This window comes from Micromonospora taraxaci, from assembly GCF_007830095.1.
GTDB classification, from domain to species: Bacteria; Actinomycetota; Actinomycetes; order Mycobacteriales; family Micromonosporaceae; genus Micromonospora; species Micromonospora taraxaci.
Genome location: NZ_VIWZ01000001.1, coordinates 5,093,759 through 5,117,200, shown reverse-complemented (window position 1 = coordinate 5,117,200; position 23,442 = coordinate 5,093,759). Strand labels below are relative to the sequence as shown.

Genomic DNA, 23,442 nt, shown 5'->3' with positions numbered 1-23,442 from the left:
CCTCAGCCGGTGGTGGGTGGCGACCGCCGCGCGACGGGAAGCGGCCCGGGGCGAGTGCGCGGCGATATCCTCCGGTGGTCTGCTGCACAGCGGGAACGGGACGGGTGGATGGGTGAGCTGGCTCACCCCCTGGCCCGATCTCACACCCGTTGCCGGGTAGGCACAAGCCTCTCGCAGGCGCGTCGGCGGGACCGGCCGTATCGGCGGAGCTGGGCGGACCGTTATCGTGGGGACCGCCATGGCGAAGATCTTCCAAGTGTCGGCCCGCGCGGGGATGACCCGCGTCGTCGAGCCGATTGCCCGTGCCCTTCTGCGCGCGGGCGTCACCCCCAATGCCGTCACCGTCGCGGGCACCGTTGGTGTGCTCGTCGGCGCGCTCGGCTTCGGTGCCCGCGGCCATCTGGTCGCGGGCGCGTTGATTGTCACCCTGTTCGCGCTCACCGACCTGCTCGACGGGACGATGGCCCGGATGAGCGGTGGCTCCACCAGGTTCGGCGCGTTCCTCGATTCGAGCATGGATCGGGTCGCCGACAGCGCCGTCTTCGGCGCGGTCGCGTACTGGCTGGCCACGCAGGACAACTACTCGGGGGTGGCTGCCGCGCTGGTCTGCCTGGCCGCCGGGAGCCTGGTCTCCTACGTGAAGGCCCGCGCCGAGGGTCTCGGCATGACCTGCAACGTGGGTATCGCCGAGCGCACCGAGCGGCTGCTGATCGTCGGCGTCGGCGGAATCCTCACCGGCGTCGGTGTCGATCCGGCGCTGGAGATCGCGCTCTGGCTGCTCGCCGCCGTGTCGATCTTCACGGTGGGGCAGCGGATGGCGCACGTCTACCGCCAGGCCCAGCAGCTCCAGCCGGACGGCCAGGCGTGAGCGGCGCGGTGACGCGGTCCCGGAAGACCGGCGGCCGGGCCGCGTGAACCTCACCGAGCTGGGCTACGTCGCCGGGTGGCGGGTGGTCCGCGCGCTACCCCGGCCGCTGGTCGCTGCGGCGTTCCGAACGGGCGCGGACCGCGCCCACCGACGCGGCGGCGGGGGTACGGACCGACTGCGCGCGAACCTGCGCCGGGTGGTCGGCCCGGAGCTGCCCGACGCCGAGCTAGACGATCTCGTCAAGCGGGGGCTGCGCTCCTACGCCCGGTACTGGATGGAGGCGTTCCGGCTGCCGTCGTTGAGCCGGGCGCAGATCCTGTCCGGCTTCCGGCTCGACGGCGCCGAGATGCTCGCCGCCGACGTGGCCGCGGGCCGGGGCGCCGTGGTGGCGTTGCCGCACGCCGGCAACTGGGACGCCGCGGGGGCCTGGGTGGCGGCCACCGGTTGGCCGCTCACCACGGTCATGGAGCGACTCAAGCCGGAGGGCGTCTACGAGCGTTTCATCGCCTTCCGGGAGAGCGTGGGGATGGAGATCCTGCCGACCCACGGTGGGCCGCGTCCGGCGTTCGAGGTGCTGCTGGACCGGTTGCGTGCCGGTGCGGTGGTGCCGCTGCTGGCCGACCGGGACCTCTCCGCCCGTGGTGTGGAGGTGGACTTCTTCGGCGGGAAGACCCGGATGCCGGCAGGGCCCGCGTTGCTCGCGTTGCACACCGGAGCGCCGCTCTACGTGGCCTCGATGTGGTACGAACCCGACGCGGCCTGCGCGTCGCTCGCCGGCCCGCTGCCGGTGCCGGGGCCCGAGGTGGGGCCCCTGGACGAGCGGGTCCGGTCGCTGACCCAGCTGATCGCCGACCGTCTGGCGGCGGGTATCGCCCGGCATCCGGAAGACTGGCACATGTTGCAGCGGATGTGGCTGGACCAGCGGGCGGCGGGGGACGGCACGGCGCTGCCCTCGTCGGCCTCCGGTCCGGCCTGAGGGCGAGGTGGGCACGGTGGGATGGTGTCCCACGATCACGGACAGGGGGCGCTGACGCATGCGGATCGGCATCGTGTGCCCGTACTCCTTCGACGTCCCCGGCGGTGTGCAGAACCACGTGATGGACCTCGCCGAGGCGTTGATCGCCCTCGGTCACGAGGTCAGCGTGCTCGCCCCGGCCGACGAGGATTCGCCGCTGCCGCCGTACGTGGTGTCCGCCGGCCGTGCCGTGCCGCTGCCGTACAACGGATCGGTGGCCCGGATCGCGTTCGGCCCGGTCTCGACCGCCCGGGTCCGGCGCTGGATCACCAACGGCGACTTCGACGTGCTGCACGTGCACGAGCCGCTCACGTTGAGCCTGTCGTTGCTGGCCGTGCTCTCCGCGCGGGGCCCGGTGGTGGCCACGTTCCACACCGCGATGACCCGTTCCCGGGTGTTGGCGGCGGCGCAGGGTGTCCTCCAGATCGTGTTGGAACGGATCACCGCCCGGATCGCGGTCAGCGCGCTGGCCCGCAAGGTGCAGGTGGAGCACATGGACGGCGGCGCCGTGGAGATCCCCAACGGGGTGGCGGTGGCCAAGTTCGCCGACGCCGAGCCGTTGCCGGGCTGGCCGGGGGATTGGGGCCCGGGTACCGGCGGCACGCTGGGGTTCCTCGGCCGGTTCACCGAGGCGCGCAAGGGCTTCCCGGTGCTGCGTGACGCGTTCGTGGCGCTGGCCGCCACCCGACCCGGGCTGCGGTTGCTCGTCGCCGGCCCCGGTGACCCCGACGACCTGTACGACCAGTTCCCGGCCGATCTGCATGAGCGCGTCACGTTCCTCGGCCTGGTCACCGAACCGGACAAGGCGCGCATGTTGCGGAGCGTTCACCTCTACGTGGCGCCGAACACCGGTGGCGAGTCGTTCGGCATGATCCTCACCGAGGCCCTGGCCGCGGGTACGACGGTTGTCGCCAGCGACCTGGACGCGTTCCGGCGGGTGCTCGACGGTGGGCGCGCCGGTCGGCTCTTTCCCACCGGCGACCCGGTGGGGCTGCGCGACGCGCTGACCGAGCTGTTGGACGACCCCTCCGCGCGGGCGACGTTGACCGCCTGCGGGGATCAGGTCGTGGCGAATTTCGACTGGCCGGTGGTTGCCCGCCGTGTTCTGGAGGTATACGCAGCGGCGATCGAGGCAACCGACGGGCGGGTCATCGACCAGGAATGGGTGGGGCTGGGCTGACCGCTGTGACTGACGGTGTTGCGGTGATTGGTCAACCGGCCTGACCGCACCCAATCGGAGCTGAAACGGAGCAGCACTACGATGCCGCACATGTGGTGGGTGGTGGCCGCGAGCGTGGTCGTAGGGCTGGTCGCGGCGTACCTCATCTGGACGGCCGGTCGGGTCGACAGGTTGCAGGGTCGCGCGGAGCTGGCGGCCCGGGCCCTGGACGCCCACCTGCTGCGCCGGGCGGCCGCGGCCGCGGTGCTGGCTGAGCGGCGTTTCGGCGTCGAGCTGTACGCGGCGGCCCGGATCGCCCTGGACGCCGGCCCGGACGAGCGTGAGGCGGCGGAGAACGACCTGACCCGGCAGTTGCGTGCCGTCCAGTTGGATCCGGACGATCCGGACTGTGGGGCGGTCATCGCGGCCAGTCGCCGCTTGGCGCTGTCCCGGCAGGTGCACACGGATCTGGTCCGGGACGCGCGCTCGGCGCGTAGCCGGCCGCTGGTGCGGTTGTTGCGGATGGGGCGGGGCCGGGAGTGGCCGCGCTACTTCGACATCGACGACCCGACCCTGACGGTGCCCGCCGACGTCCCCGCCACCTGACCGGGAGGTCGCGCACGACCGGTGATCAGGGCCACAGGGCAGGCCACCGGGGGTCTGATTGGCTGTCGGTGCGGCGTTGAACCGCACGTAGCATTTTTGCTGCCACCCCCCAGAGTCCGTCCAAGGAGCGATGACCCGTGCCCGAAAACACCGCCTCGAACACCGGTACCGCCCCCGTCGTCGGCTCGGCCCGCGTGAAGCGTGGCATGGCCGAGATGCTGAAGGGCGGCGTGATCATGGATGTGGTCAACGCCGAGCAGGCCAAGATCGCTGAGGACGCCGGCGCCGTCGCGGTGATGGCCCTGGAGCGGGTGCCCGCCGACATCCGCGCGCAGGGTGGGGTGTCCCGGATGAGTGACCCCGACATGATCGACGGGATCATCGAGGCGGTCTCCATCCCGGTGATGGCCAAGGCCCGCATCGGCCACTTCGTGGAGGCGCAGATCCTCCAGTCGCTCGGCGTGGACTACGTCGACGAGTCCGAGGTGCTGACCCCGGCCGACTACGCGAACCACATCGACAAGTGGGCCTTCACGGTGCCCTTCGTCTGTGGCGCGACCAACCTGGGCGAGGCTCTGCGCCGGATCACCGAGGGTGCGGCCATGATCCGCTCCAAGGGTGAGGCGGGCACCGGTGACGTCTCCAACGCCACCACCCACATGCGCAAGATCCGCCAGGAGATCCGTCGGCTGTCCTCGCTGCCGGCCGACGAGCTGTACGTCGCGGCCAAGGAGCTGCAGGCCCCGTACGAGCTGGTCAAGGAGGTCGCCGAGAGCGGCAAGTTGCCGGTGGTGCTGTTCACCGCCGGTGGGATCGCCACTCCGGCCGACGCCGCGATGATGATGCAGCTCGGTGCGGAGGGCGTCTTCGTCGGCTCGGGCATCTTCAAGGCCGGCAACCCGGCCCAGCGGGCCGCAGCGATCGTCAAGGCCACCACCTTCCACGACGACCCGGATGTGCTGGCGAAGGTCTCCCGTGGTCTCGGCGAGGCCATGGTCGGCATCAACGTCGACGAGATCCCGCAGCCGCACCGCCTGGCCGAGCGGGGCTGGTGACCGGACCCATGGCCGTACCCGTGATCGGTGTTCTCGCGCTTCAGGGGGACGTCCGCGAGCACGTGGCGGCGCTGGCCGCGGCGGGTGCGGACGCCCGCCCGGTGCGTCGTCCGACGGAGCTGGACACGGTCGACGGCCTGGTGATTCCCGGGGGCGAGTCCACCACCATCAGCAAGCTCACCGACATCTTCGAGATGCGCGAGCCGATCGACAAGCGGATCGCCGACGGCATGCCGGTCTACGGTTCCTGCGCCGGCATGATCATGCTGGCCACGGCGGTGCTGGACGGCCGACCCGACCAGCGTGGCTTCGCCGGCATCGACATGACAGTGCGGCGCAACGCGTTCGGTCGGCAGGTCGACTCGTTCGAGGCCCCGGTGGAGATCACCGGGGTGCCGGGGGAGCCGTTCCACGCGGTGTTCATCCGGGCGCCCTGGGTCGAGCGGGTCGGTGCCGGTGTCGAGGTGATCGGCACGGTGACCGGTGGTCCGGCCGCCGACCGGATCGTGGCGGTCCGGCAGGGCAACCTGCTGGCCACCTCGTTCCACCCGGAGTTAACGGGTGACCTGCGGGTGCACGCGTACTTCGTGGACCTGGTGCGGGCCGCCTGAGCGGTCGGGCGGCGCCGCCCTCAGAACGGCGGGCATGTTCTCCGGCCCTGGCTGGTTGTCCTGCGGGTCGCCAGCGGCACCCCGGCGGGTGCCGGATGTGACACGCCCGGGTGTGACCTCGGTAAGATTGCCGCGGTTCGGCAGGGCCGTCGCCCGGCGCGGCATTCCCGCGGAGCCGACCGGCCGCCGGACCGCCCGATGCGGCGCGTCGTCGGTGCGGCAGTCGATGCAGGCGTGGAATGACAGACGGAGGTAGAAGATGTCCGGCCACTCAAAGTGGGCGACGACCAAGCACAAGAAGGCCGTCATCGACGCCAAGCGCGGCAAGATGTTCGCCAAGCTGATCAAGAACGTCGAGGTGGCCGCGCGCACCGGTGGCGGCGACCCCTCCGGTAACCCGACTCTCTTCGACGCGATCCAGAAGGCGAAGAAGAGCTCGGTGCCGAACGACAACATCGATCGCGCCGTCAAGCGCGGCTCAGGCCTGGAGGCCGGCGGCGCCGACTGGCAGACGATCATGTACGAGGGGTACGGCCCGAACGGCGTCGCGATGCTGATCGAGTGCCTCACCGACAACCGCAACCGGGCGGCGACCGAGGTGCGCACCGCGCTGACCCGCAACGGCGGCTCGCTGGCCGACGCCGGCTCGGTGTCGTACATGTTCTCCCGCAAGGGCGTGGTGATCGTCCCCAAGGAGGGCACCAGCGAGGACGACGTGATGATGGCCGTCCTCGACGCCGGCGCCGAGGAGGTCAACGACCTCGGTGAGGCGTACGAGGTGGTGTCCGAGCCGACCGACCTGATCGCGGTCCGCACCGCCCTGCAGGACGCCGGCATCGAGTACGAGTCGGCCGAGTCCTCCCTCATCCCCAGCATGAACATTCCGCTGGACGAGGAGGGCGCGCGTAAGGTCTTCAAGCTGATCGACGTGCTGGAAGACTGCGACGACGTGCAGAACGTCTACGCGAACTTCGACGTCAGCGACGACGTGATGGCGGCCGTCGACGCCTGAGGGCGGCAGCCCGCAACGGTAGCCGGCGCCAAACCGCAACGGAGGGGGCCGTCACCGGCCCCCTCCGCCTTGGTACGACCAACCACCCGCCATGATCCACACCAAGTCGGCGACATCGCGGTATCCGAGCCCCGGGATACCCCAACATCGGCGAAAACAGCAAGAACCCGGACGGCGGAGCGCTGACTTTCGGGCAGGCATCGTGGCGGAGCCTCGTCAGCCTGGCAAAGAGAATCGGCACCGCACGCTGATCACCGAGAAGCCCTGACACGCATGAGTGTCAGGGCTTCCGTGCGCCTCGCCGTGATCAACCAGCGGCTTTGACCTACTCCGCCGCAGCCCCTAGCGGGCCAGGCGGTCCAGCAGCTCGCCAAGCAGTGCCTGTTCGCCAGGGGTGAGGTCACCCGGGTCGTTGCCGACCAGCGCACGCAACGTCAGTGCGGCGCTTGCGCGGCTCGCGGGGGCGTCGGTGGAGGGCGTGTGCAGGACTCCACCCAGCGCGGCCTCTCGGACGCGTTCGGACAGCCCGAAGTCCGGCTCCGGCTGGCTGATCAAGGTGAGCGTGATGCCGACGTTGGCGGCGAGCACCTGTTCGGCGGCGTCGTCCGCGGGCACTGTGAGCAGGCCCTGGGCGGCGGCGTCGGTGAACCGCTCGCGCAACGCGGCGTGCGCGGGAGCGGTGACCACGCAGGGCTTTCCCGGCTCGACGCGGCCGTAGAGCAGCCCGTAGAACGACGGGTGCTCCAGCCCGAACTGCACGTGTCTGTCCCAGCCCTCGCGTAGGTCGTCGAGCGGGTTGCCAGAGCTCTCGACAGTTGTGTACTGGGTGAAGCCGTGGTTGACCACGGCGTCGATCAGGCCCTGCTTGCTGCCGAAGTGGTGGTACAGCGTGGGGGCCTGTACTCCGGCGCGTTCGCACACCGCCCGAGTGGACACCGTGCCGCCGGCCTGCAACAACTCCGCCGCGGCGAGCAGGAGTCGATCCCGTGCGTTCTGCATGTTTGCTATGGTAGCTCATGTAGCGCTACATTGGCTGATATAGCGAAGGGGGAAGTCCATGAGGACTTGGTTCATCACGGGTGGGACGCCCGGAGGGTTCGGCCTGGTCTACGCGGAGGCTGCCCTGGAGCAGGGCGATCAGGTGGTGGTGACCTCGCGTCGGCCCTCCGAACTGCGAGAGTGGGCTGAATCACACGGCGACCGTGTGCTGGTGCTCCAGCTCGACGTCACCGATGCCGACCAGGTGCGTGCGGCGGTCAAGGCGGCCGAGGAGCGGTTCGGCGGGATCGACGTGCTCGTCAACAGCGCGGGTCGTGGCTGGTACGGCTCGATCGAGGGTGCCCCGGACGAGACGATCCGCCGAACGTTCGACCTCAACCTGTTCGCCGTGGTCGAGATGGTGCGCGCGGTCCTGCCCGGTATGCGGGCACGCGGCAACGGCTGGATCGTGAACATGTCGTCGGTGGCAGGCCTCGTCGGCGCACTGGGGTTTGGCTACTACGCGGCGGCGAAGTTCGCGGTCGAAGGAGTGTCGGAGACACTGCGCCAGGAAGTTGAGCCGTTCGGTGTGCGCGTGCTCGTCGTGGAGCCGGGAGCATTCCGCACCAAGGCCTTCGCCTACTTCCAGAACGAGGACGTCAACGAGATCGTCGACGCCTACGTGCCGATGGTCGAGAGCGTCAAGGCGGCGTTCGTGGACCACGACGGCAAGCAGGCAGGAGACCCCGTCCGCGGAGTGCGGGCCGTGATGAGCGCGATGAACGCACCCGTTCCGCCGAAACGGATCGTGCTCGGCAACTCCGGCTACGACGTTGTCGTCGCGATGCATGAGAACGCACTCGCGGAGCTGCGCGCCAACGAGAAGCTCTCCCGAGGGGCGGACTTCTGACGCACGCCCATACCAGCACGCGCCCGCGTCCTGACAATCAAGAAAACTGGAGAACAGAAATGAACGACATCACTCTGCCCAAGGCCGTCGACACCTTCATCACGGCCACCAACGCGCACGACGCGAACGCGCTGGCCGCGGTCTTCGGCGACGGGGCCACCGTACGCGATGACGGGCAGACCTGGGCCGGCGAGGCCGAGATCCGCGAGTGGATCCAGGGGCACCTGATCAACCCCAAGGTCGTGCTCACGCCGACCTCGTTCGCGGACGACCGGCTGGTGGCCTCCGGGGACGGTGACTTCCCCGGCGGGCCTCTGTCCTTCGCCCTCGTGTTTGATATCAAGGACGACCAGGTCACCGACCTCACGATCGAGCCCGTCTGACTCGTGATCGGCCGGGGCTGCCCGAGGGCTGCTCCGGCCTGAGACCTCGGTGGGGAGAGTGCGGAGGTGACAGTGGTGGCGGACCGGTTCGCGCCCGGCGACACTGTGGTGCGTCGTGAGGTGCTGCGCGGCGAGGTGTGGTTCGCCTGCCCGACGATCTGCGTCGAGGACTCGCCCGACCTGCTCGCGCTCTACCTCCCGCCGGGCGCCGAGTTCGGCTTCCCGGCGGCCGGTGCCTTCCCGTGCGGGAGGCACCCGTGGGAGACCGCCGGGCACCGCTCCTGGTCGGGCCACGGCAAGTTGATGCTGCAACGCCCCGGTGAGGCGCACTCGGTCGACGTGTTCTGGACGGGGCCGGGTCGCGACTTCGCCGGCTGGTACTTCAACCTCCAGGATCCGGTGCGGCGTACCCCGATCGGGGTGGACACCCTGGACCACGAGCTGGACCTGTGGTGGGGTGCGGACGCCGACCGGTACGTCTGGAAGGACGTGGAGTTGTTCGCCCAGCGCCTCGTCGAGGGGCGCTACCCGGGCATGGGTGACGCGATCCAGGCCGAGGGCGACCGGATCGCCGCGCTGCTCGACGCCGGTGAACGGTGGTGGGACCCGGCGTGGGCGACATGGCAGCCTGAGCCGGCCTGGTCCGCGCCGCCGCTGCCGGTCGGTTGGGACCGGGTGCCCCCGGCCCGCTGAGCGGCCCTCGGCTCAGCGGCCCGGCAGTGTGTCGACCAGGAACACCTGGTCCGCTCCGTTGGTGCACGGCTCGGCGAGCGCCTCGGCCGAGACCTCGGTGTCGTCGTCGCGCAGGCCGACGCACAGGTCGCCGCCGGCCGGCCGGATGCGGTACGAGGTCGGCGTCGATCCGGTCGACTCGAACCGGAACAGCCGGGACGATTTGGCACTGGAGCAGTCGATCACGGGTTCGAGCATGTTCCGCCCGGGATCCTCGTCCCGGACACTGAGGCACCCCACCCCGTGCGCCGGGTGGTTCCACTTGATGAAGTACACCCCGTCCGACACCGGCTCCAGGTAGGTGTCCGGCGGGGTGGCCTCCGCGCAGGGCCGCTGAACCGCCACCTCGTGCCGGTACTGGCCGGTGCGATCCCGCCCCTCCGTGACACAGAGCTGCGGACTTCGGGCGGGCCGGATCTGGCTCAGCCGAGCGCTCGGCGCGAGCGTCGGGCTGGCACTGACGTCCGATGTGGCCGACGGGCCGGCGCCGCCGTCCGGTGTGGATGCCGGGCCGGCGCTCGCCGAGGTGGTCGATTCGCCGAGCGGTGTCCTTCGCTGCTTGTCATCGGGCCGCTGGATCCAGACACCGACGCCGATCGCGACCAGCAGGGTGCCGACGAGAGGCAGCGCCAGCGGCACGGGCCGCGTGAACCACCGCGAACGGGTCGCGCTCCCGTCCACCACCCCCGGCACCGTGGCCTCGGCGGGCGGACGGTCGGGCGACGGGTGGTCGGGCGCGGTGCGGTCCGTGGACGGCTGGTCGGGCGTGGGCGGCTCCGGTGCGTAGGCACCCACCGCGAGGCGGTGCCGCGCCCGCAGCCACGCCTCGACTTCGTCGCCGGCACCGCAGGCCCGGACGAAGGCGGCCACCACCTCGGGTCGCGGCAGCGTGTTCCGACGGACGATGTCCGCCGCCGTGCTGCGGGCCAGCACGTCACCGACCGCCGCCGCGCGTTGCTCCAACTGGCGGTACGTGAGCCGCGACCGGTCCTTGAGTTGGCGTAGCAGGTCGACGAACTCGGTCGGGTCGGCCGCCTCGTCCGGTCGTAGTTCCCCCGTGGACATCGCCCGATTCTCCCGACCGTGCAGCAGCGGGGGCAAGCCGGGGTCCAGCGACTGTCCGAGATGGTCGGACAAAACCCGGACAGGTGGCCTTGAGCTGCGCGGACACTGCACCGGGGCGGCCAGGCCATTGTTCCGGCCGACGGCCTTCTCTAGCGTCTTCCTCGATGGCCGCGCCGCTGACGGCGTACGGCCCACGGGTTCGGACCGGCACCGGTCCGGACCCGACGACACCGACGACCTGGGGGATTCGATGGATGACGCTGCCCTGGATCTGGCGCCGCAGGCGACCACTGCGGGGGAGTACGTCGCGCTGCTCCGAGACGTCCGTCGGCGCTCCGGCCTGACCTACCGGGAGGTTTCCCGCCGGGCCTCGGCCACCGGACACTGGCTTCCGCCGAGCACCTTGGCCACGATGCTGGGGCGGAGCACCCTGCCCCGGGAACGTACCGTCGTGGCGTTGCTGGCGGCCTGCGGTACGACGGCCGGCGAGGTCGAGCGGTGGTTGACGGTGCGGCGCGACATCGAGGCCCACCTCAGCGAGCGGGACCGCGTCGCGATTCAGGAAACGGGGACCACCACGGCCCCGCCCGCCGACCCAGCCCCGCCGGCAGACCCGGCCCCGCCCGCCGCTCCGGCCCCGCCGGCCGCTCCGGCTCCACCGGCGGACCTGGCCCCGCCTGCCGGACCGGTCCCACCGGAGTTGGTGTCACCCGACGTGCCCCGGCCGGCACGTCGACGCCTCCGGCTGGCGGCGGTAGCTCTGCTCGCCGTGCTGACGGTCGGCGCGGCCGGGACGCTGCTACCGCGCGCCAACCCCACGACGGACGACGCGCCGACCGACGACTGCCCGGTCGTCCTGCGCCAGGGCATGTACGGCCCGTGCGTGCAGAGCCTCCAGGAACGTCTGGTGGCGGGCGGACTGTTCGTGCCGGTGGACGGCTGGTTCGGCCCGGACACCACCAGTCGGCTGATCGCCTTCCAGGCACTGGGTGGCCTGCCGGTCAGCGGCACCGCCGACGGCAGGATGCTCGACGAACTGTCGGGCGATCTGGTGGCGGCCAGGTGGCCGGAGGAGCGGGTCGGAAAGTACGTGCGGAAGGCGTTCCCGGAGGATCCGGCGGCAGCGGTGCAGGTGGCGCGGTGCCTGTCCGGGCTCGACCCGTACCGGGTGGAGATCGCCGCGGACGGATCACGGCGCTGGGGGGTGTTCCAGTTCAGCGATGTGGAGTTGTCCCGCCTCGGCGTCGACCGTCGGACCGCGCTCGATCCGGTGTGGAACGTCCGGGCCGCGCGGGACGTGTGGTCGCGTACCACCAGCTTCGAGCACTGGGACTGCGCCCCGCTGCCGTGACCGAGACGTGCTGCTCCCCGCCCGCCCCCGTGGGCCGGGCGGGGAGCAGCCCGCGTGGGCTACACCGACTGACGACTCACGGTCGCAGGAGGTTGGCGTAGACGTACGCGCCCACCGAGCGTCCGGTGGCGAGTCCGGCGTCCGCGTCGAACCGGTAGTGCACACCGAGGTAGATCCGGCTGAGCGCGTTCTCCTCGGCGGCGTGGTCGAAGCCGGTCATGCGCCGGACCACGCCCTGCGCGTGCGGATCGTCGGTGGTCGCGTCGAAGGCGATCGCGTCGGTGCCGAAGAACCTCTTCATGACGGCGGACCAGGCCCCCGCGAAGGTGGCGTGCCCGGAGATGTAGGCCGGGAAGGCCGGCGTGTACGGGACCCCGGCGCGATCCTGTGACAGCGGCTGCCAACCGACGCCGCCCGCCGCCTCGATGGCGGACACCGGCCGCCACAGGTCGATCGGTGTCTGGTACTTGGCGTCCCAGGCGGCGATGGCGGCGTCGGCGAGCGCCAAGGCGACCAGGCCGAAGAGCCGGGCGTTGGCCAGGATGCCGAGCTGGCGCTGCTCCGACACGATTCGGGTGTGCGCGAACAGCTGACCCGGTGGTTTGTAGGTACCACCCAGGTCGTTGGCCCAGAAGAACGCGATCTGCGTCTGTTCGGGGGTCCGCAGCGACGGCGTCCGACCGCCGTAGTCGCGGATCTCCTGCACCTGCGCGGAGTACTCCGCTCTGCCGAGCAGGTCGGCGTACCCGGTGGCCCCGGCCGGTAGACCGGGGCGGAACTGCCGGCCGGAGGTGAGCGCGAACGGGGTGACCAGGCCCCAGTTCGGGCTGACCGCCGCCTTGCCGTTGGTCGGCCGCCACGACCCGGGTACGCCGTCCAGCTGGTAGGGCGTGTTGTTGCCGGAGCCGTCGTTGGCGCGGGCCTGAAGGTTGGCGGTGGCCGCCGCCGCGCCGACGGTGTCACCCCGGGCGACCTCGGCGGCGTTCACCCCGGACGGCCGGAGCGCCACGGCACCGGCGAGAGCCTGGGAGTAGGACTGACCCTGCCCGCCGTAGAGGGCGGTCAGCACGTCGTACGCGGCCCGGTCGATGGCCGCGTGCAGGGACGGCGCCACGACGTTGTCCATGGTGCCGGGGTAGCTGACCGGCACTCGTACCCGATAGGGGCTGCCGACGCCGGTGACCGAGACGGCGGCGTCGTGCATCGCCGCGTGCAGGATGGCGGCCTCGCGGGACGAGGTGGTGGGTGGCAGGTCCAGAGCCTTGTACGTGGCCAGGAGGACGCCGTTCCAGTACAGGATCGGGTCGGTGGCCGGGTCGACGGCCAGCGGGGTGAGCGAGATGTTGTCCAACCGGACCGTCGAGGCGGCCTGGCCACCGAAGTGGAACAGGAGTACCGCCTTCGGGTCACCGAACGGGGACACGAAGTCGAAGGTGAACCGGCGCATCGTCGGGGTGAGCGCGACGCTCTGGTCGACGGCGGAGGTGAAGGGCGTGTCCGCCCGGGAGACCGAGACGCGTAGCGAGCGGCTGACGTCGGCGGTGGCGTCGAACTGCAACCGGTACCGTTGCGCCGCCGTCACGCCGAACTCGAAGTGGCCGACCAGGTCCTCCCAGACGGGCTTGCCGACCGTCGCGCTGGTGCGGACGCGCAGTTGCCCGGCGTTGACAGTCGTGCTGGTCGAGGCGAGCCGGGTCCACCAGGGCTGGGTGCTGCCGTTGTCGAACGTGCCGTTGAGGATGAGGTCACCCGAGACGGCGGCGGCCGGCGTGGGCCGGACGAGGGCGGCGAGGGTGCTGGCGAGGACGACGGCGAGCACCGCGCTGAGGAGACGACGGAGGTGCCGTGGGTCGATCGGTGGGGACATCGAGAGCCTTTCCGGTCCGAAAACCGGCGACGACCAGGTCGTTGCCGTGAGGATCGGCTCACCGTAGGAGCGTTCGCCCTGTTCGCAGCCGCCGAACAGTATTCGGACCGGTGCCGTACGGCGGCGGGCGCCGGTGTCCGACCAGGACACCGGCGCCCGCGCGCGAACCGTCGGCTCAGCCGATCGTCTCCCGCTCCCGCCAGGCGGTACGCAGGGAGGTCCGGCCGTTGGTGCGCAGGAGCGAACCCTCGTACACCCGGGCACCGGCGACCAGGAACGCGCCGGCGGCGAGCACCAGGATGACCAGCGAGACGAACGGTTCCCAGCCGGCCGCGTCGCCGGTGAACAGCCGCAGCGGCATGGCCGTGGGCGACGAGAACGGCAGGTAGGACAGCACCCGCATCGCGGTGTCGTTGTCGTTCAGGAAGATCACCGCGAAGAACGGCAGCATGACGGCGAGCTGCACCGGCGTCGACACCGCGGCGATGTCCTCCTGCCGGTTGGCCAGTGCGCCGGCCGCCGCCCACATCGCCGCGAGCAGCACGAAACCGATCACGAAGAACGGCACGAACCAGCCGATCGCCGGGGCGAGCAGGCCGAGCAGGCCGCCACTGTCGCCGATCTGCATGCCGATCACCGCCACCACGGCGATGAGCGCGATCTGCGCGAACGCCAGGATGGCGCCGGCCACCACTTTTCCGGCCAGCAGGGCCCGGACCGGCACGGCGGCGACCAGGATCTCCACGATCCGGGTCTGCTTCTCCTCGGTGACGCTCTGCGCGATCTGCAGGCCGAAGGTCTGTGAGGTGATGAAGAAGACGAACGCGAAGACGAACGGCACCAGGAACGCCACCACCGGGTCGACCGCGTCCGGGTCGAGCAACTGCACGGGCGGCGAGCTGCTCAGCGCCTGGACCACATCGGTGGGTGACTCGTCCATCGCGAGCACCTTCGGGCCGGAGACCACAGCCGCGTCCACGTCACCGTCGCGGACGGCCTGCTCGGCGGCCCGGTCGTCGGCCACGACCCGGACGTCGAGTCCGGCGTCGCGCAGCGGGCCGGCGGCCTCCTGGGTGACGGCCACGCTGTCCGGGCCGCCGGAGAGCAGCGGCGGCAGGATGGTGCCGGCCGCAGCGATCAGCAGGAAGAACAGGGTGCCGAACAGGAACGTCCGGTCGCGGAGCTTGACCCGGATCTCGCGTTCGGCGACCAACCGGGTGGCCTGGGTGACGTTCACTGGGTGACCTCTCGGAAGATCTCGGTGAGCGAGGGGCTGACCGGGCGGAAGGCGCGGACCGGGCCGCGGGCGAGGGCTGCCTGCAACACCTGTTGCTCGTCGGCGCCGGCGGGCAGGTCGAAGACCACCCGCGGGCCGTCCAACTCGACCACCGTCACCCCGGGGTGGTCGCGGACCCAGCCGGCGTCGCTCGCCACCACCAGCTCGAAGCGCGGCATCGTGTACGAGTCGCGTAGCTGCTGTCGGCTGCCAGCGGCCCGGATCACCCCGGCTCCGATGATCACCAGGTCGTCGCAGAGGCGTTCCACGACGTCGAGTTGGTGGCTGGAGAAGAGCACCGGCGCTCCGGCCGAGGCCCGTTCCCGCAGCACGGTGACGACGGTGTCGACGGCCAGCGGGTCGAGGCCGGAGAACGGTTCGTCGAGCACCAGCACCTCGGGGTCGTGCACCAGCGCGGCGGCGATCTGGGCGCGTTGCTGGTTGCCCAGCGACAGCGTCTCCAGCAGGTCGTCACCGCGTTCACCGAGCCCGACCCGTTCCAGCAGGGTGTCGGTGGACCGTCGTGCCGCGGCGGCGTCCAGACCGTGCAGCCGGCCGAGGTAGGTCACCTGCTCCCGGGTGGTCATCTTCGGGTAGAGGCCCCGCTCCTCCGGCATGTAGCCGAAGCGTCGACGGTCCTGCCGGGTCAGCTTCGTGTCACCCCAGCTCACCTCGCCGGCGTCGGGAGAGAGCACACCCAGGATGATCCGCATGGTGGTGGTCTTGCCGGCGCCGTTGGCGCCCACGAAGCCGGTCATCCGTCCGGCGGTCACCTCGAAGGACACGTTCTTGAGCACCTGCCGGTCGCCGAAACTGCGGTCGACACCGTCGAGGCGGAGCGTTCTGGTCACGGACCCACGCTAGATCGAATACGCCGGCCCGCCGTCCGTCCGGCGGCTGAGCGGGCGGTCCGCCTCGCGGCGGACGGCGGTCAGCCCCCGGGTCGGACCACCCCGTTCTCGTAGGCGAACACCACCGCCTGCACGCGGTCGCGCAGGCCGAGTTTGGCCAGCACCCGGCTCACGTGCGTCTTCACCGTCGCCTCGCCCAGGTGGATGGTCGCTGCGATCTCCGCGTTGCTCGATCCGGCAGCGAGCAGCACCAGCACCTCGCGTTCCCGTGGCGTCAGCTCGGCCAGCGCGGCGTCGGCGTCCGGGCCTCGGTGGGCGGTACCCGTCGGGTCACCGGGGCGGGCGAACGTGGAGATCACCCGCCGGGTGATCTCCGGGGCGAGCAGGCCGTCACCCCGGGCCAGCACGCGGATCGCCTCGACCAGTTCCTCCGGCGTGCCGTTCTTGAGCAGGAAGCCACTGGCCCCGGCCCGCAGCGCGGCGAACAGGTAGTCGTCGCGGTCGAACGTCGTGAGGATGAGCACCGCGGGCGCAGCGGGCCCGTCGGCGGTGATCTGCCGGGTGGCCTCCAGGCCGTCCATCCCGGGCATCTCCACATCCATGAGTACGACGTCGGGGCTGGTGGCCCGGGTCATGCTGACGGCGCGTTCGCCGTCGGCGGCCTCGCCGACCACCTCGATGTCGTCCTCCACCTCGAGGATGACCCGGAAGCCGGTGCGGACGAGGTGCTGGTCGTCGGCGAGAAGAACCCGAACCGTCTGATCGGCGGTGCTCATGCCCTGCCCTCCCCGTCGGCGACCAGGAGTCGCTCGTCGCCCGGCTGATGCCGCGTGCCCGCCGCCGAGGCCAGCGGGAAGCGGGCGCGTACCCGCCAACCGCCGCCGGCGCGCGGCCCGGCCTCCAGGTCGCCGTCGTGGGCGGTGACCCGTTCGCGCATCCCGATCAGCCCCAGACCCTGGGTGTTGGTCCGGCCGCCGGCCCGTCCGTCGTCGGTCACGTCGACCTCCACCTCCCGGGCCAGATACCGGACCCGTACGTCCAACAGGTCCGCCCCGGCGTGCTTCAGGGTGTTGGTGACCGCCTCCTGCGTCACCCGGTAGGCCGCCTGCGAGACCGACTCGGGCAACGCGACAGCGTCGCCGTACACCCCGAGGGTTGCCGTCAGGCCGGCGACGCGGGCCCGCTCGACCAGCTCGCCGATCCGCTCGACGCCGCCAGCGGCCGGCGGCGCGGCGTCGGCGCCGGTGGAGGTCCGCAGCACGCCGAGCATGCGACGCAGTTCGTCGACGGCGGTGCGCGCGCTCTGCTCGATGGCGGCGAGCGCGGCGCGGGCCTTGTCCTGGTCGCGGTCGAACACCCGGCGACAGGCGGACGCCTGCACTCCCATCACCGACACGTGGTGCGCGACCACGTCGTGCAGTTCCCGGGCGATCCGGACCCGTTCGCCGAGCACCGCCCGTTCCCGGGCCTCGGCCTGGGACCTGCGCAGGTCCTCGGCCTGGGTACGCAGTTCGTGTTCCCGCCGGGCGGACACCCAGGCGGTCTCGCCGAAGAAGTACGCGAAACCGAGCGTCAGCAGGTTGACCAGCACGCCGGTGACGATCGCGGCGAGCACGGGTGGCACCGGACCGACAGCTTCGTCGAAGGCATCGGGGGGAATGTGGTCGATCATCACCGCGTAGTAGACCCCCAGCCAGGCGAACATCGTGGCGATCACGCCGAGCCGTAGCCGGCGGGCCAGCTGGTGATTCCTGCCCCAGGCGCCGGCGGTGTAGAGCGCGCAGAACAGAGCCCACGCGGAGAACTGGGTCTCCGGGGCCGAGCGTGCCTGCGCGGCGATGAACACCACAGCGACAACCAGCAGGATGGCGACCGGCCAGCGCCGCCGCCACATCAGCGGCAGCGTCACCGCGACGGTCCAGAACAACTGCTCCAGCCCGGACGGCGGCGGGCCCAGGAGGAACGCTCCCGTGCTGCGGGCCAGCGTGAGGCTGACCAGCGCCAGCCCGGTCACCGCCAGCCCGATCCAGAGGTCGTTGCGGCGCTGTTCGGCCGTCGGGCCCGGGCGGCGCCATTCCTCTCGCGGTGCCTCGGTCATCCGGGAACGATGCCACGGCGGTCTGCGCGCCCGCCGACCGGGCGGGCGGCTGCCGCGACGGTCACGCCGACGGGCGGCGGCCCGACGCGGGGTACGCGCCGGGCCGCCTCGGGTGTCGCTCACGCCGTCTGCTGGCGCGTCTTACGGGCGGTGTCGATCATGTCCCAGACCACGATCGCGGCGGTACCCAGCGCGATGGCCAGCCCGATGCCGTCCCGGTTGTCCGCCTCCGCCACCCAGCTCAGCCGCTCGCCCAGGGCCGGGTTGAGCAGCCGGTCGGAGAGCGCCAGCCACACCAGCGGCACCGAGAATGCCAGGTTGAGCACTGCCTTGACGCCGAACAGGGCCCAGGTCCAGCGCCCGATCCGGTACTTCACGACCTCGAAGATCACGCTGGCGACCAGCACCACGATCAACGCCGGCAGCCAGAACGACCACAGGGCCGGGTCGAGGATCGGGATGTTCTCGCCGTCGGTGCCCCTGACCCAGGACTGGTAGTGCTGGAACGGCAGGTAGCCGATGGTCAGCACCAGCATGATCACCGACGCGATGGTGTCGGCGAGGGGGATGCCCCGGCGCACCGGGGCGTCGGGCAGTTGGTCGACGGTCCACTCCGGCAGGTCCACGGCCGTCTGGGTGCGCTCGATGATGGCGAAGGTCAGGGTGAGCCAGAAGGTGATCTGAACGGCCACCTGCATGGCCACGACGAGGCCCGGCCCGATCGCGCCGAAACCCTTTCCCTCGGCGGCTTCCACGATGGTGACGATCGTGCCGACGAGCGCCGGGATGAAGCTGAGCAACAGCTTCAGCAGTCGCAGCCAGAGCAGGTAGTAGGTCGGGCCGATCAGTTGCAGCCGGCGGTCGGCGTACCGGGCGGCCAGCACGTCGGGGTTGCCCAGCTCGGTGAGCACCTCCCGCTCGGCGGTGGTGGCGTCCTGGCCGCCGTCGGTCCGACCCTCGATCATGTCGTCGATGGAGGCGCGCAGCTCGCTGGCGATCTCGTCGCGGCGCGGAGCGGGCACCGAGCGCAGGGTGGCGGCGAGGTAGCGGTCGGTCAGGGTGTTCATCGGTCCACTCCTTGGATCAGCCCGGTGACGGAGGTCTGCACGGCGGCGAGGTCGTCGAGCAGCCGGCTCAGCATCGACTCGCCCTCGTCGCTGGTCCGGTAGAACTTGCGCGGCCGGCTCTCCTCGGTGTTCCACTCGCTGGTCAGCAGCCCCTGGTCCTCCAGGCGGCGCAGCAGCGGATAGAGGGTGTTGGCGTCCACCGGGAAGCCGTGTTCGGTGAGCCGTTGCAGCAGTGCGTAGCCGTAGTCAGGTCGGCGTAGCGCGACCAGGCTGGCCACCACGACGGTGCCTCGACGCAACTCCTGTAGGTGCGTCCGTAGAACGTCCTCGCTAACCATGTGTCACACCATACTGTGTGGCACACAGTGTTGTCTACGGCGATAGCGTTGTGTCTCCTAGGGGTGTCGAACGCGACCCGCCTGCCCTACGCGTCCCGCCCGTCGGCGACCGTTGTTCACCCCCTTTGCTCTGCTGCTGCGGATGCGCCAGGGCGTTGCCGCAGGGTGGTGCCTCAAGGGCAGCAGAGCAAAGGAGGCGCGGGGCGCCCGGCTCGCACCGGACGCCCCGCAGAAAGCCCTGGTCAGCAGGCCGCGCCCTGCCGGAAGTTGCGCTCGACGAAGCTGGCCGGCCCGACCTGGAAGTAGCCGACGCCAGGCCGGATCGGGTGCCCGGTAAACAGCTCCACCCGCGAGCCGACCCGCACCAGGTACGCCTCGGCGTCCCCCGCGTCGTTGCGGATCAGCGAACCCCGCAGCCCGTAGATGTCCTCCAGTTCGGCGAAGGACATGCCGACCGACGCCCCGGCGGGGGAGTAGGGCGGCACGGTGGCCGTACCGACCTCCACCAGCCGGCCGTCGCGGAAGGCCAGCAGGAGCACACCGGCCCAGGAGCCGGTCGCGCCGGCGTGCACCACCCCACCGCAGGCCGGCGCGGTCCAGTCGATGTGCCCGGCCGCGGTGAGCGCCGCCAGGCTGGCACCGATCCGGTACGCCCCGGCGCCGCCGACGCCGAGCACCTGCGGGTGGTGGTGCACCGCGGTCGGCGGGGCGCCGACCGGAGCTGCCGCCGCTGCCGGGCCGGCGACGGTGGCCGGGACGAGCGTGCCGAGCGTCAGCAGGGCGGCGGTGAAGAGGATCGAGGGACGTTTCATGGCGTTCTCCTTCGGTGACGAGGTGTCCTGCCCTGTTAGTCACCGCGCCGGAGCCAACGGTTCGTGAGGTTCACGTCCGGCCCGGTCTACTGTGCAGAGAGACGCCCACCGGGGGTGACACCGTGACGGCTCCGCTGCGGATCGGGCCCTACGCCGTCGAGCGACTGCTCGGCGTCGGGTCGTTCGCGACGGTCTGGCTGGGCTACGACCAGGTCCTCGACACCCGCGTCGCGATCAAGGTGTTGGCCGAGAACTGGAGCCACGACCTGCGGGTGCGGGAACGCTTCCTGGACGAGGCCCGGTTGCTGCGCCGGCTGGAACACGAGCGACTCATCCGGGTGCACACCGTCGGTGAGTTGCCCGACGGTCGCCCGTACGCGGTCCTGGCGTGGGCGGATCGGGGGAGCCTGCGGGACCGCCTGGCCGGCGGCGAGATCCCCGCGTCCTCGGCGCTGCGGCTGCTCGGTGAGATCTGCGCCGGCGTCGCCGTACTGCACCGAAACGGCGTCGTGCACCGTGACCTCACCCCGGGCAACATCCTGTTCCGCTCCGTCGGCCCGGACGCCGAACAGGTGCTGATCGCCGACCTCGGCCTCGCGAAGGCGCTCGCCGCCGCCTCCGGGCTGACCGCCCGGGCCGGCACCCCCGGGTACATGGCCCCGGAGCAGGACGACCCGGGCGCGGTGGTCGACACCCGCGCCGACGTGTACGGGCTCGGCCGGCTCGGCATCCGACTGCTGGCCGCCGGCTCGCCGGCCGGCACCGAACCGCCTCGACGCCCCGCGGAGATCCGACTACGCGAAGGCGTGCCCGCCGCAGTCGCGGCGGTGCTCGTCCGGGCCACCGCGTACCAACCGGCCAACCGTTACCCGGACGCCTCGGCGCTGCACGACGCGCTGGCCCGCGCCCGCGCCCGCGCTGCGGTGGAGCGGGTGCTCGGTACGACCCGCCGCCGCCCGTACCTGTCGCGGCTGGCCGGGGCCGTCGTCGCGACCGCCCTCGTGGTGGGTGGGGTGGGTGCCGAGCCCGGCGGTGCCGGGTCGGGTCGACCGGTCGTCGGCACGTACACCACCGGGCCGCTCACCGTGGCGTTGCCGGCAGGCTGGTCGGCCACGGGAACCACCTGGGCCGGCCAGTTCGATGCCGGCGGCGAACCGGAACCGGCGCTGGTGATGTCGCCGCAACCCCGCCGCTGGGCCGCCGACCCCCGGCTGCCCGGCGCGTTCGTCGGCCTCTCCGCCGCCACGGCGGTCCGCACCACACCGGCCGGGTTCCTGGCCGAGCGGACGCACGGGGACTGCACACCCGCCCCGGCTCGCACCACCCGCCAGGCGGGCGTCGAGTGGACGGTGGTGGCGTACCGCTGCGACCAGGGTCGGCCGCGGATCGTCGAATCCGCCGGCCTGCATCCCGGCCGGGCCGCTCTGGTGTACGTGCAGATCGTGCCACCGGAGCACGCCGCCCCCGAGTTCGTGGACGCCGTCCTCGCCGGAGTGCGGGTCGGGTAGGTACGGTCCGGCAGACCGGCGGCGCGCTAACGAACCACCACGGTGATGGTGTGCGCGCGGTCGTCCTTGGGGATCGTGACGGCGACGGTGCCGGGTCGGACGAACCGGATGTCCACCACCCCGGCCTCGTAGTGCTGCGAGACCAGCTCCGGCCGGTCCACGGTGACCAGACCGGGCCCGATTCCCTGGATCCGCAGCACCGCGCCGGTGGCGAAGCAGAGCGACCGCAGCAGCTCCAGTTCGGTGTCGGCCACCGGCAGGTCGTAGCGGACCGCGCCGAGGCAACTGCTGGTCGGCGTGGTCGGTGACAGGGTCGGTCGCGGTGGCGTACCCCGGGTCCTGATCGGCGCGGGGGGCACCGGCGGCTCGGCGGCCGGCGGCGGCCGAGTTGGTGACCGGCTGGCGCCGGGCGTCACCGACGGTGTGGGTGCAGACGCCACCGCCGACGTCGACGGGGACGGCCCGGGTGGCTGTACGGGCAGCGGCGAGACCGCGTCGCTGCCGCAGGCGGCGATCGTCACGGTGGCCGCGAGAGCGGTGACGGCGCGGCCGACGGCCCGGCGGAGCGGCATCACCCAGCCCCCTTCCCCCGATCGTCGATGCGTCTCGCCGACTCAGCCCGAGTCGGTGCCGAGCCGTTGTCGGACCTGGTGACGGGCCAGGTGCAACCGCGACTTCACGGTGCCCACCGGCACGTCGAGCAGCTCGGCGATCTCGGGATAGCTCAGCCCGAGAACGTCGCGCAGTGCCACCACCTCGGCGAGGTCGGGGCGGACGGCGTCGAAGGCGTCGAGCAGGTCGAGGCGGGTGCCCGCGACCACGCTCGTCCGTCGTGGGTCGGCCCGGTCGGGTAGCGGTACGCCGTCGGCCTCCAACCGGCAGCGGCGGCGCAGCGTGCGGTACGTCGAGCGGGCCCGGTTGGCGGTCAGCCGGTGCAGCCAGGTGCGGAACGAGGAGCGTCCCTCGAACCGGGTGATGCCGTTGGCCAGCGCCAGCAGGGTGTCCTGGCAGGCCTCCTCGGCATCCTCCCGATTGGGCAGGAACCGGGCGCACAGCCGCAGCGCCTCGGGGCGCACCGCGAGCAGCAGGGCGTCCAACGCCGCCGGGTCGCCGTGTGCGGCGGACCGGGCCAGGGCGTCGATGTCGTCCGCGTCGGGCATGCCGGGTGTCCAATGCTCGCCGGTGCCGATCCCCGAGCGTACGGCGAGCGGTGCCGCAGCGCCCCCGTACGGTCCGGCACCCGACGGCTATTCGAAGCGGGACACGTCGCCGGCGCCCCGGCGCAGGATCTCCGGCTCGGGGCCGGACAGGTCGATCACGGTCGTCGGCTCCATGCCGCAGTCGCCGGCGTCGAGCACCGCGTCGACCTGGTGGTCGAGCCGTTCCTTGATCTCCCAGCCCTGGGTCATCGGCTCGTCGTCGCCGGGCAGGACCAGGGTGCTCGACACCAGCGGCTCGCCCAGCTCGGCCAGCAGCGCCTGGGTGACGGTGTGCCGGGGTACGCGTACCCCGACGGTGCGCTTCTTCGGGTGCAACATCCGGCGCGGCACCTCGCGGGTGGCCGGCAGGATGAAGGTGTAGCTGCCCGGGGTGGACGCCTTCACCAGGCGGAAGACCGAGTTGCTGATCTGGACGAACTGACCGAGCTGCGCGAAGTCCCGGCAGATGAGCGTGAAGTGGTGCCGGTCGTCGAGGTGGCGGATTTGCCGGATCCGGTCCAACCCGTCCTGGTTGCCCAGCTGGATGCCGAGCGCGTAGCAGGAGTCGGTCGGGTAGGCGACCAGCCCGCCACCGCGGATCAGGTCGGCGACCTGGCCGATGATCCGGGGCTGAGGGTTGTCCGGGTGTACGTCGTAGTACCTCGCCATCCTGCGAGCCTA

Annotated in this window: 26 protein-coding genes; 13 read left to right on the top strand and 13 right to left on the bottom strand. The window is 71.6% G+C overall.

Annotation, left to right across the window (positions count from 1 at the left end):
* Window positions 1–238: 238 nt before the first annotated feature.
* From pgsA to FHU34_RS34295, 8 genes are all read left to right on the top strand, one after another.
* Complete coding sequence (pgsA, locus tag FHU34_RS23115) at window positions 239–868, top strand: phosphatidylinositol phosphate synthase (RefSeq protein ID WP_145783942.1); 630 nt, start codon at window positions 239–241, stop codon at window positions 866–868.
* Between the two features lie 43 nt (window positions 869–911).
* Window positions 912–1,844 carry a phosphatidylinositol mannoside acyltransferase gene (locus FHU34_RS23110; RefSeq protein ID WP_145783940.1) on the top strand — a complete coding sequence of 311 codons (933 nt, stop codon included), beginning with the start codon at window positions 912–914 and terminating at the stop codon, window positions 1,842–1,844.
* A 58-nt stretch (window positions 1,845–1,902) separates the two neighbouring features.
* A complete protein-coding gene (locus FHU34_RS23105) occupies window positions 1,903–3,063 on the top strand; it encodes a glycosyltransferase family 4 protein (protein ID WP_145783939.1) in 1,161 nt (386 codons plus the stop codon).
* Between the two features lie 81 nt (window positions 3,064–3,144).
* Window positions 3,145–3,648: a hypothetical protein gene (locus FHU34_RS23100; RefSeq protein ID WP_145783937.1), complete on the top strand. Its 504-nt coding sequence runs from the start codon at window positions 3,145–3,147 to the stop codon at window positions 3,646–3,648.
* A 137-nt stretch (window positions 3,649–3,785) separates the two neighbouring features.
* The gene (pdxS, locus tag FHU34_RS23095; protein ID WP_145783934.1) at window positions 3,786–4,703 is read left to right on the top strand and encodes a pyridoxal 5'-phosphate synthase lyase subunit PdxS; all 918 of its coding nucleotides are present in this window, start codon (window positions 3,786–3,788) and stop codon (window positions 4,701–4,703) included.
* Between the two features lie 8 nt (window positions 4,704–4,711).
* Complete coding sequence (pdxT, locus tag FHU34_RS23090; RefSeq protein ID WP_145785762.1) at window positions 4,712–5,314, top strand: pyridoxal 5'-phosphate synthase glutaminase subunit PdxT; 603 nt, start codon at window positions 4,712–4,714, stop codon at window positions 5,312–5,314.
* Window positions 5,315–5,573: 259 nt separating this feature from the next.
* Window positions 5,574–6,326: a YebC/PmpR family DNA-binding transcriptional regulator gene (locus tag FHU34_RS23085; protein ID WP_145783932.1), complete on the top strand. Its 753-nt coding sequence runs from the start codon at window positions 5,574–5,576 to the stop codon at window positions 6,324–6,326.
* Window positions 6,327–6,448: 122 nt separating this feature from the next.
* Complete coding sequence (locus FHU34_RS34295; RefSeq protein WP_145785761.1) at window positions 6,449–6,577, top strand: DUF397 domain-containing protein; 129 nt, start codon at window positions 6,449–6,451, stop codon at window positions 6,575–6,577.
* Between the two features lie 91 nt (window positions 6,578–6,668).
* On the opposite strand, the gene FHU34_RS23075 is transcribed toward FHU34_RS34295, so the two are convergent.
* On the bottom strand, window positions 6,669–7,325 hold the full coding sequence (locus tag FHU34_RS23075) for a TetR/AcrR family transcriptional regulator (protein ID WP_145783930.1): 657 nt from the start codon (window positions 7,323–7,325) through the stop codon (window positions 6,669–6,671).
* A gap of 58 nt (window positions 7,326–7,383) precedes the next feature.
* Between FHU34_RS23075 and FHU34_RS23070 the strand changes: the two genes are divergently transcribed.
* The 3 genes from FHU34_RS23070 (at window position 7,384) to FHU34_RS23060 (ending at window position 9,290) form a co-directional block, all read left to right on the top strand.
* Window positions 7,384–8,214 carry an SDR family NAD(P)-dependent oxidoreductase gene (locus tag FHU34_RS23070; RefSeq protein WP_145783927.1) on the top strand — a complete coding sequence of 277 codons (831 nt, stop codon included), beginning with the start codon at window positions 7,384–7,386 and terminating at the stop codon, window positions 8,212–8,214.
* A 59-nt stretch (window positions 8,215–8,273) separates the two neighbouring features.
* Window positions 8,274–8,597, top strand: a complete 324-nt coding sequence (locus tag FHU34_RS23065) for a nuclear transport factor 2 family protein (RefSeq protein WP_145783925.1) — start codon at window positions 8,274–8,276, stop codon at window positions 8,595–8,597.
* Window positions 8,598–8,663: 66 nt separating this feature from the next.
* Window positions 8,664–9,290, top strand: a complete 627-nt coding sequence (locus FHU34_RS23060; protein ID WP_244311801.1) for a ribonuclease FAU-1 family protein — start codon at window positions 8,664–8,666, stop codon at window positions 9,288–9,290.
* A gap of 12 nt (window positions 9,291–9,302) precedes the next feature.
* Here FHU34_RS23060 and FHU34_RS23055 read toward each other — a convergent pair whose 3' ends face one another.
* Window positions 9,303–10,394: an RICIN domain-containing protein gene (locus tag FHU34_RS23055; RefSeq protein ID WP_145783923.1), complete on the bottom strand. Its 1,092-nt coding sequence runs from the start codon at window positions 10,392–10,394 to the stop codon at window positions 9,303–9,305.
* 250 nt (window positions 10,395–10,644) lie between these two features.
* Between FHU34_RS23055 and FHU34_RS33090 the strand changes: the two genes are divergently transcribed.
* Window positions 10,645–11,745 carry a peptidoglycan-binding protein gene (locus FHU34_RS33090; protein ID WP_167524887.1) on the top strand — a complete coding sequence of 367 codons (1,101 nt, stop codon included), beginning with the start codon at window positions 10,645–10,647 and terminating at the stop codon, window positions 11,743–11,745.
* Window positions 11,746–11,821: 76 nt separating this feature from the next.
* On the opposite strand, the gene FHU34_RS23040 is transcribed toward FHU34_RS33090, so the two are convergent.
* From FHU34_RS23040 to FHU34_RS23005, 8 genes are all read right to left on the bottom strand, one after another.
* Window positions 11,822–13,612 carry a carbohydrate binding domain-containing protein gene (locus tag FHU34_RS23040; RefSeq protein WP_145783918.1) on the bottom strand — a complete coding sequence of 597 codons (1,791 nt, stop codon included), beginning with the start codon at window positions 13,610–13,612 and terminating at the stop codon, window positions 11,822–11,824.
* Between the two features lie 175 nt (window positions 13,613–13,787).
* Entirely contained in the window at window positions 13,788–14,849 is a 1,062-nt protein-coding gene (locus tag FHU34_RS23035; protein ID WP_145783916.1) for an ABC transporter permease, read from the bottom strand.
* Window positions 14,846–15,739 (bottom strand): ABC transporter ATP-binding protein, encoded by an 894-nt coding sequence (locus FHU34_RS23030; protein WP_145783914.1) that lies wholly within the window; start codon window positions 15,737–15,739, stop codon window positions 14,846–14,848. The genes FHU34_RS23035 and FHU34_RS23030 overlap by 4 nt, the downstream gene beginning before the upstream one ends.
* An 80-nt stretch (window positions 15,740–15,819) precedes the next feature.
* On the bottom strand, window positions 15,820–16,515 hold the full coding sequence (locus tag FHU34_RS23025) for a response regulator (protein WP_145783912.1): 696 nt from the start codon (window positions 16,513–16,515) through the stop codon (window positions 15,820–15,822).
* Window positions 16,512–17,837, bottom strand: coding sequence for a sensor histidine kinase (locus FHU34_RS23020; protein ID WP_145783910.1), 1,326 nt, complete (start codon window positions 17,835–17,837; stop codon window positions 16,512–16,514). Before FHU34_RS23020 ends, FHU34_RS23025 begins: the two co-directional genes overlap by 4 nt.
* A 119-nt stretch (window positions 17,838–17,956) precedes the next feature.
* Window positions 17,957–18,904, bottom strand: coding sequence for a permease prefix domain 1-containing protein (locus tag FHU34_RS23015; protein WP_145783908.1), 948 nt, complete (start codon window positions 18,902–18,904; stop codon window positions 17,957–17,959).
* Window positions 18,901–19,242 (bottom strand): PadR family transcriptional regulator, encoded by a 342-nt coding sequence (locus FHU34_RS23010; protein ID WP_088990384.1) that lies wholly within the window; start codon window positions 19,240–19,242, stop codon window positions 18,901–18,903. Before FHU34_RS23010 ends, FHU34_RS23015 begins: the two co-directional genes overlap by 4 nt.
* Before the next feature lie 242 nt (window positions 19,243–19,484).
* Window positions 19,485–20,054: a hypothetical protein gene (locus FHU34_RS23005; RefSeq protein WP_145783905.1), complete on the bottom strand. Its 570-nt coding sequence runs from the start codon at window positions 20,052–20,054 to the stop codon at window positions 19,485–19,487.
* Window positions 20,055–20,176: 122 nt separating this feature from the next.
* Here FHU34_RS23005 and FHU34_RS23000 point away from each other — a divergent pair, with 122 nt between their 5' ends.
* Window positions 20,177–21,562: a serine/threonine-protein kinase gene (locus tag FHU34_RS23000; protein WP_145783903.1), complete on the top strand. Its 1,386-nt coding sequence runs from the start codon at window positions 20,177–20,179 to the stop codon at window positions 21,560–21,562.
* 26 nt (window positions 21,563–21,588) lie between these two features.
* Here the strand turns inward: FHU34_RS23000 and FHU34_RS22995 are convergent, their stop codons facing one another.
* From FHU34_RS22995 to FHU34_RS22985, 3 genes are all read right to left on the bottom strand, one after another.
* A complete protein-coding gene (locus tag FHU34_RS22995; RefSeq protein WP_145783901.1) occupies window positions 21,589–22,134 on the bottom strand; it encodes a superantigen-like protein SSL4 in 546 nt (181 codons plus the stop codon).
* A gap of 42 nt (window positions 22,135–22,176) precedes the next feature.
* Window positions 22,177–22,722: an RNA polymerase sigma factor gene (locus tag FHU34_RS22990; RefSeq protein WP_145783899.1), complete on the bottom strand. Its 546-nt coding sequence runs from the start codon at window positions 22,720–22,722 to the stop codon at window positions 22,177–22,179.
* Between the two features lie 87 nt (window positions 22,723–22,809).
* Window positions 22,810–23,430 (bottom strand): L-threonylcarbamoyladenylate synthase, encoded by a 621-nt coding sequence (locus FHU34_RS22985; protein ID WP_145783897.1) that lies wholly within the window; start codon window positions 23,428–23,430, stop codon window positions 22,810–22,812.
* Between the last annotated feature and the right edge of the window lie 12 nt (window positions 23,431–23,442).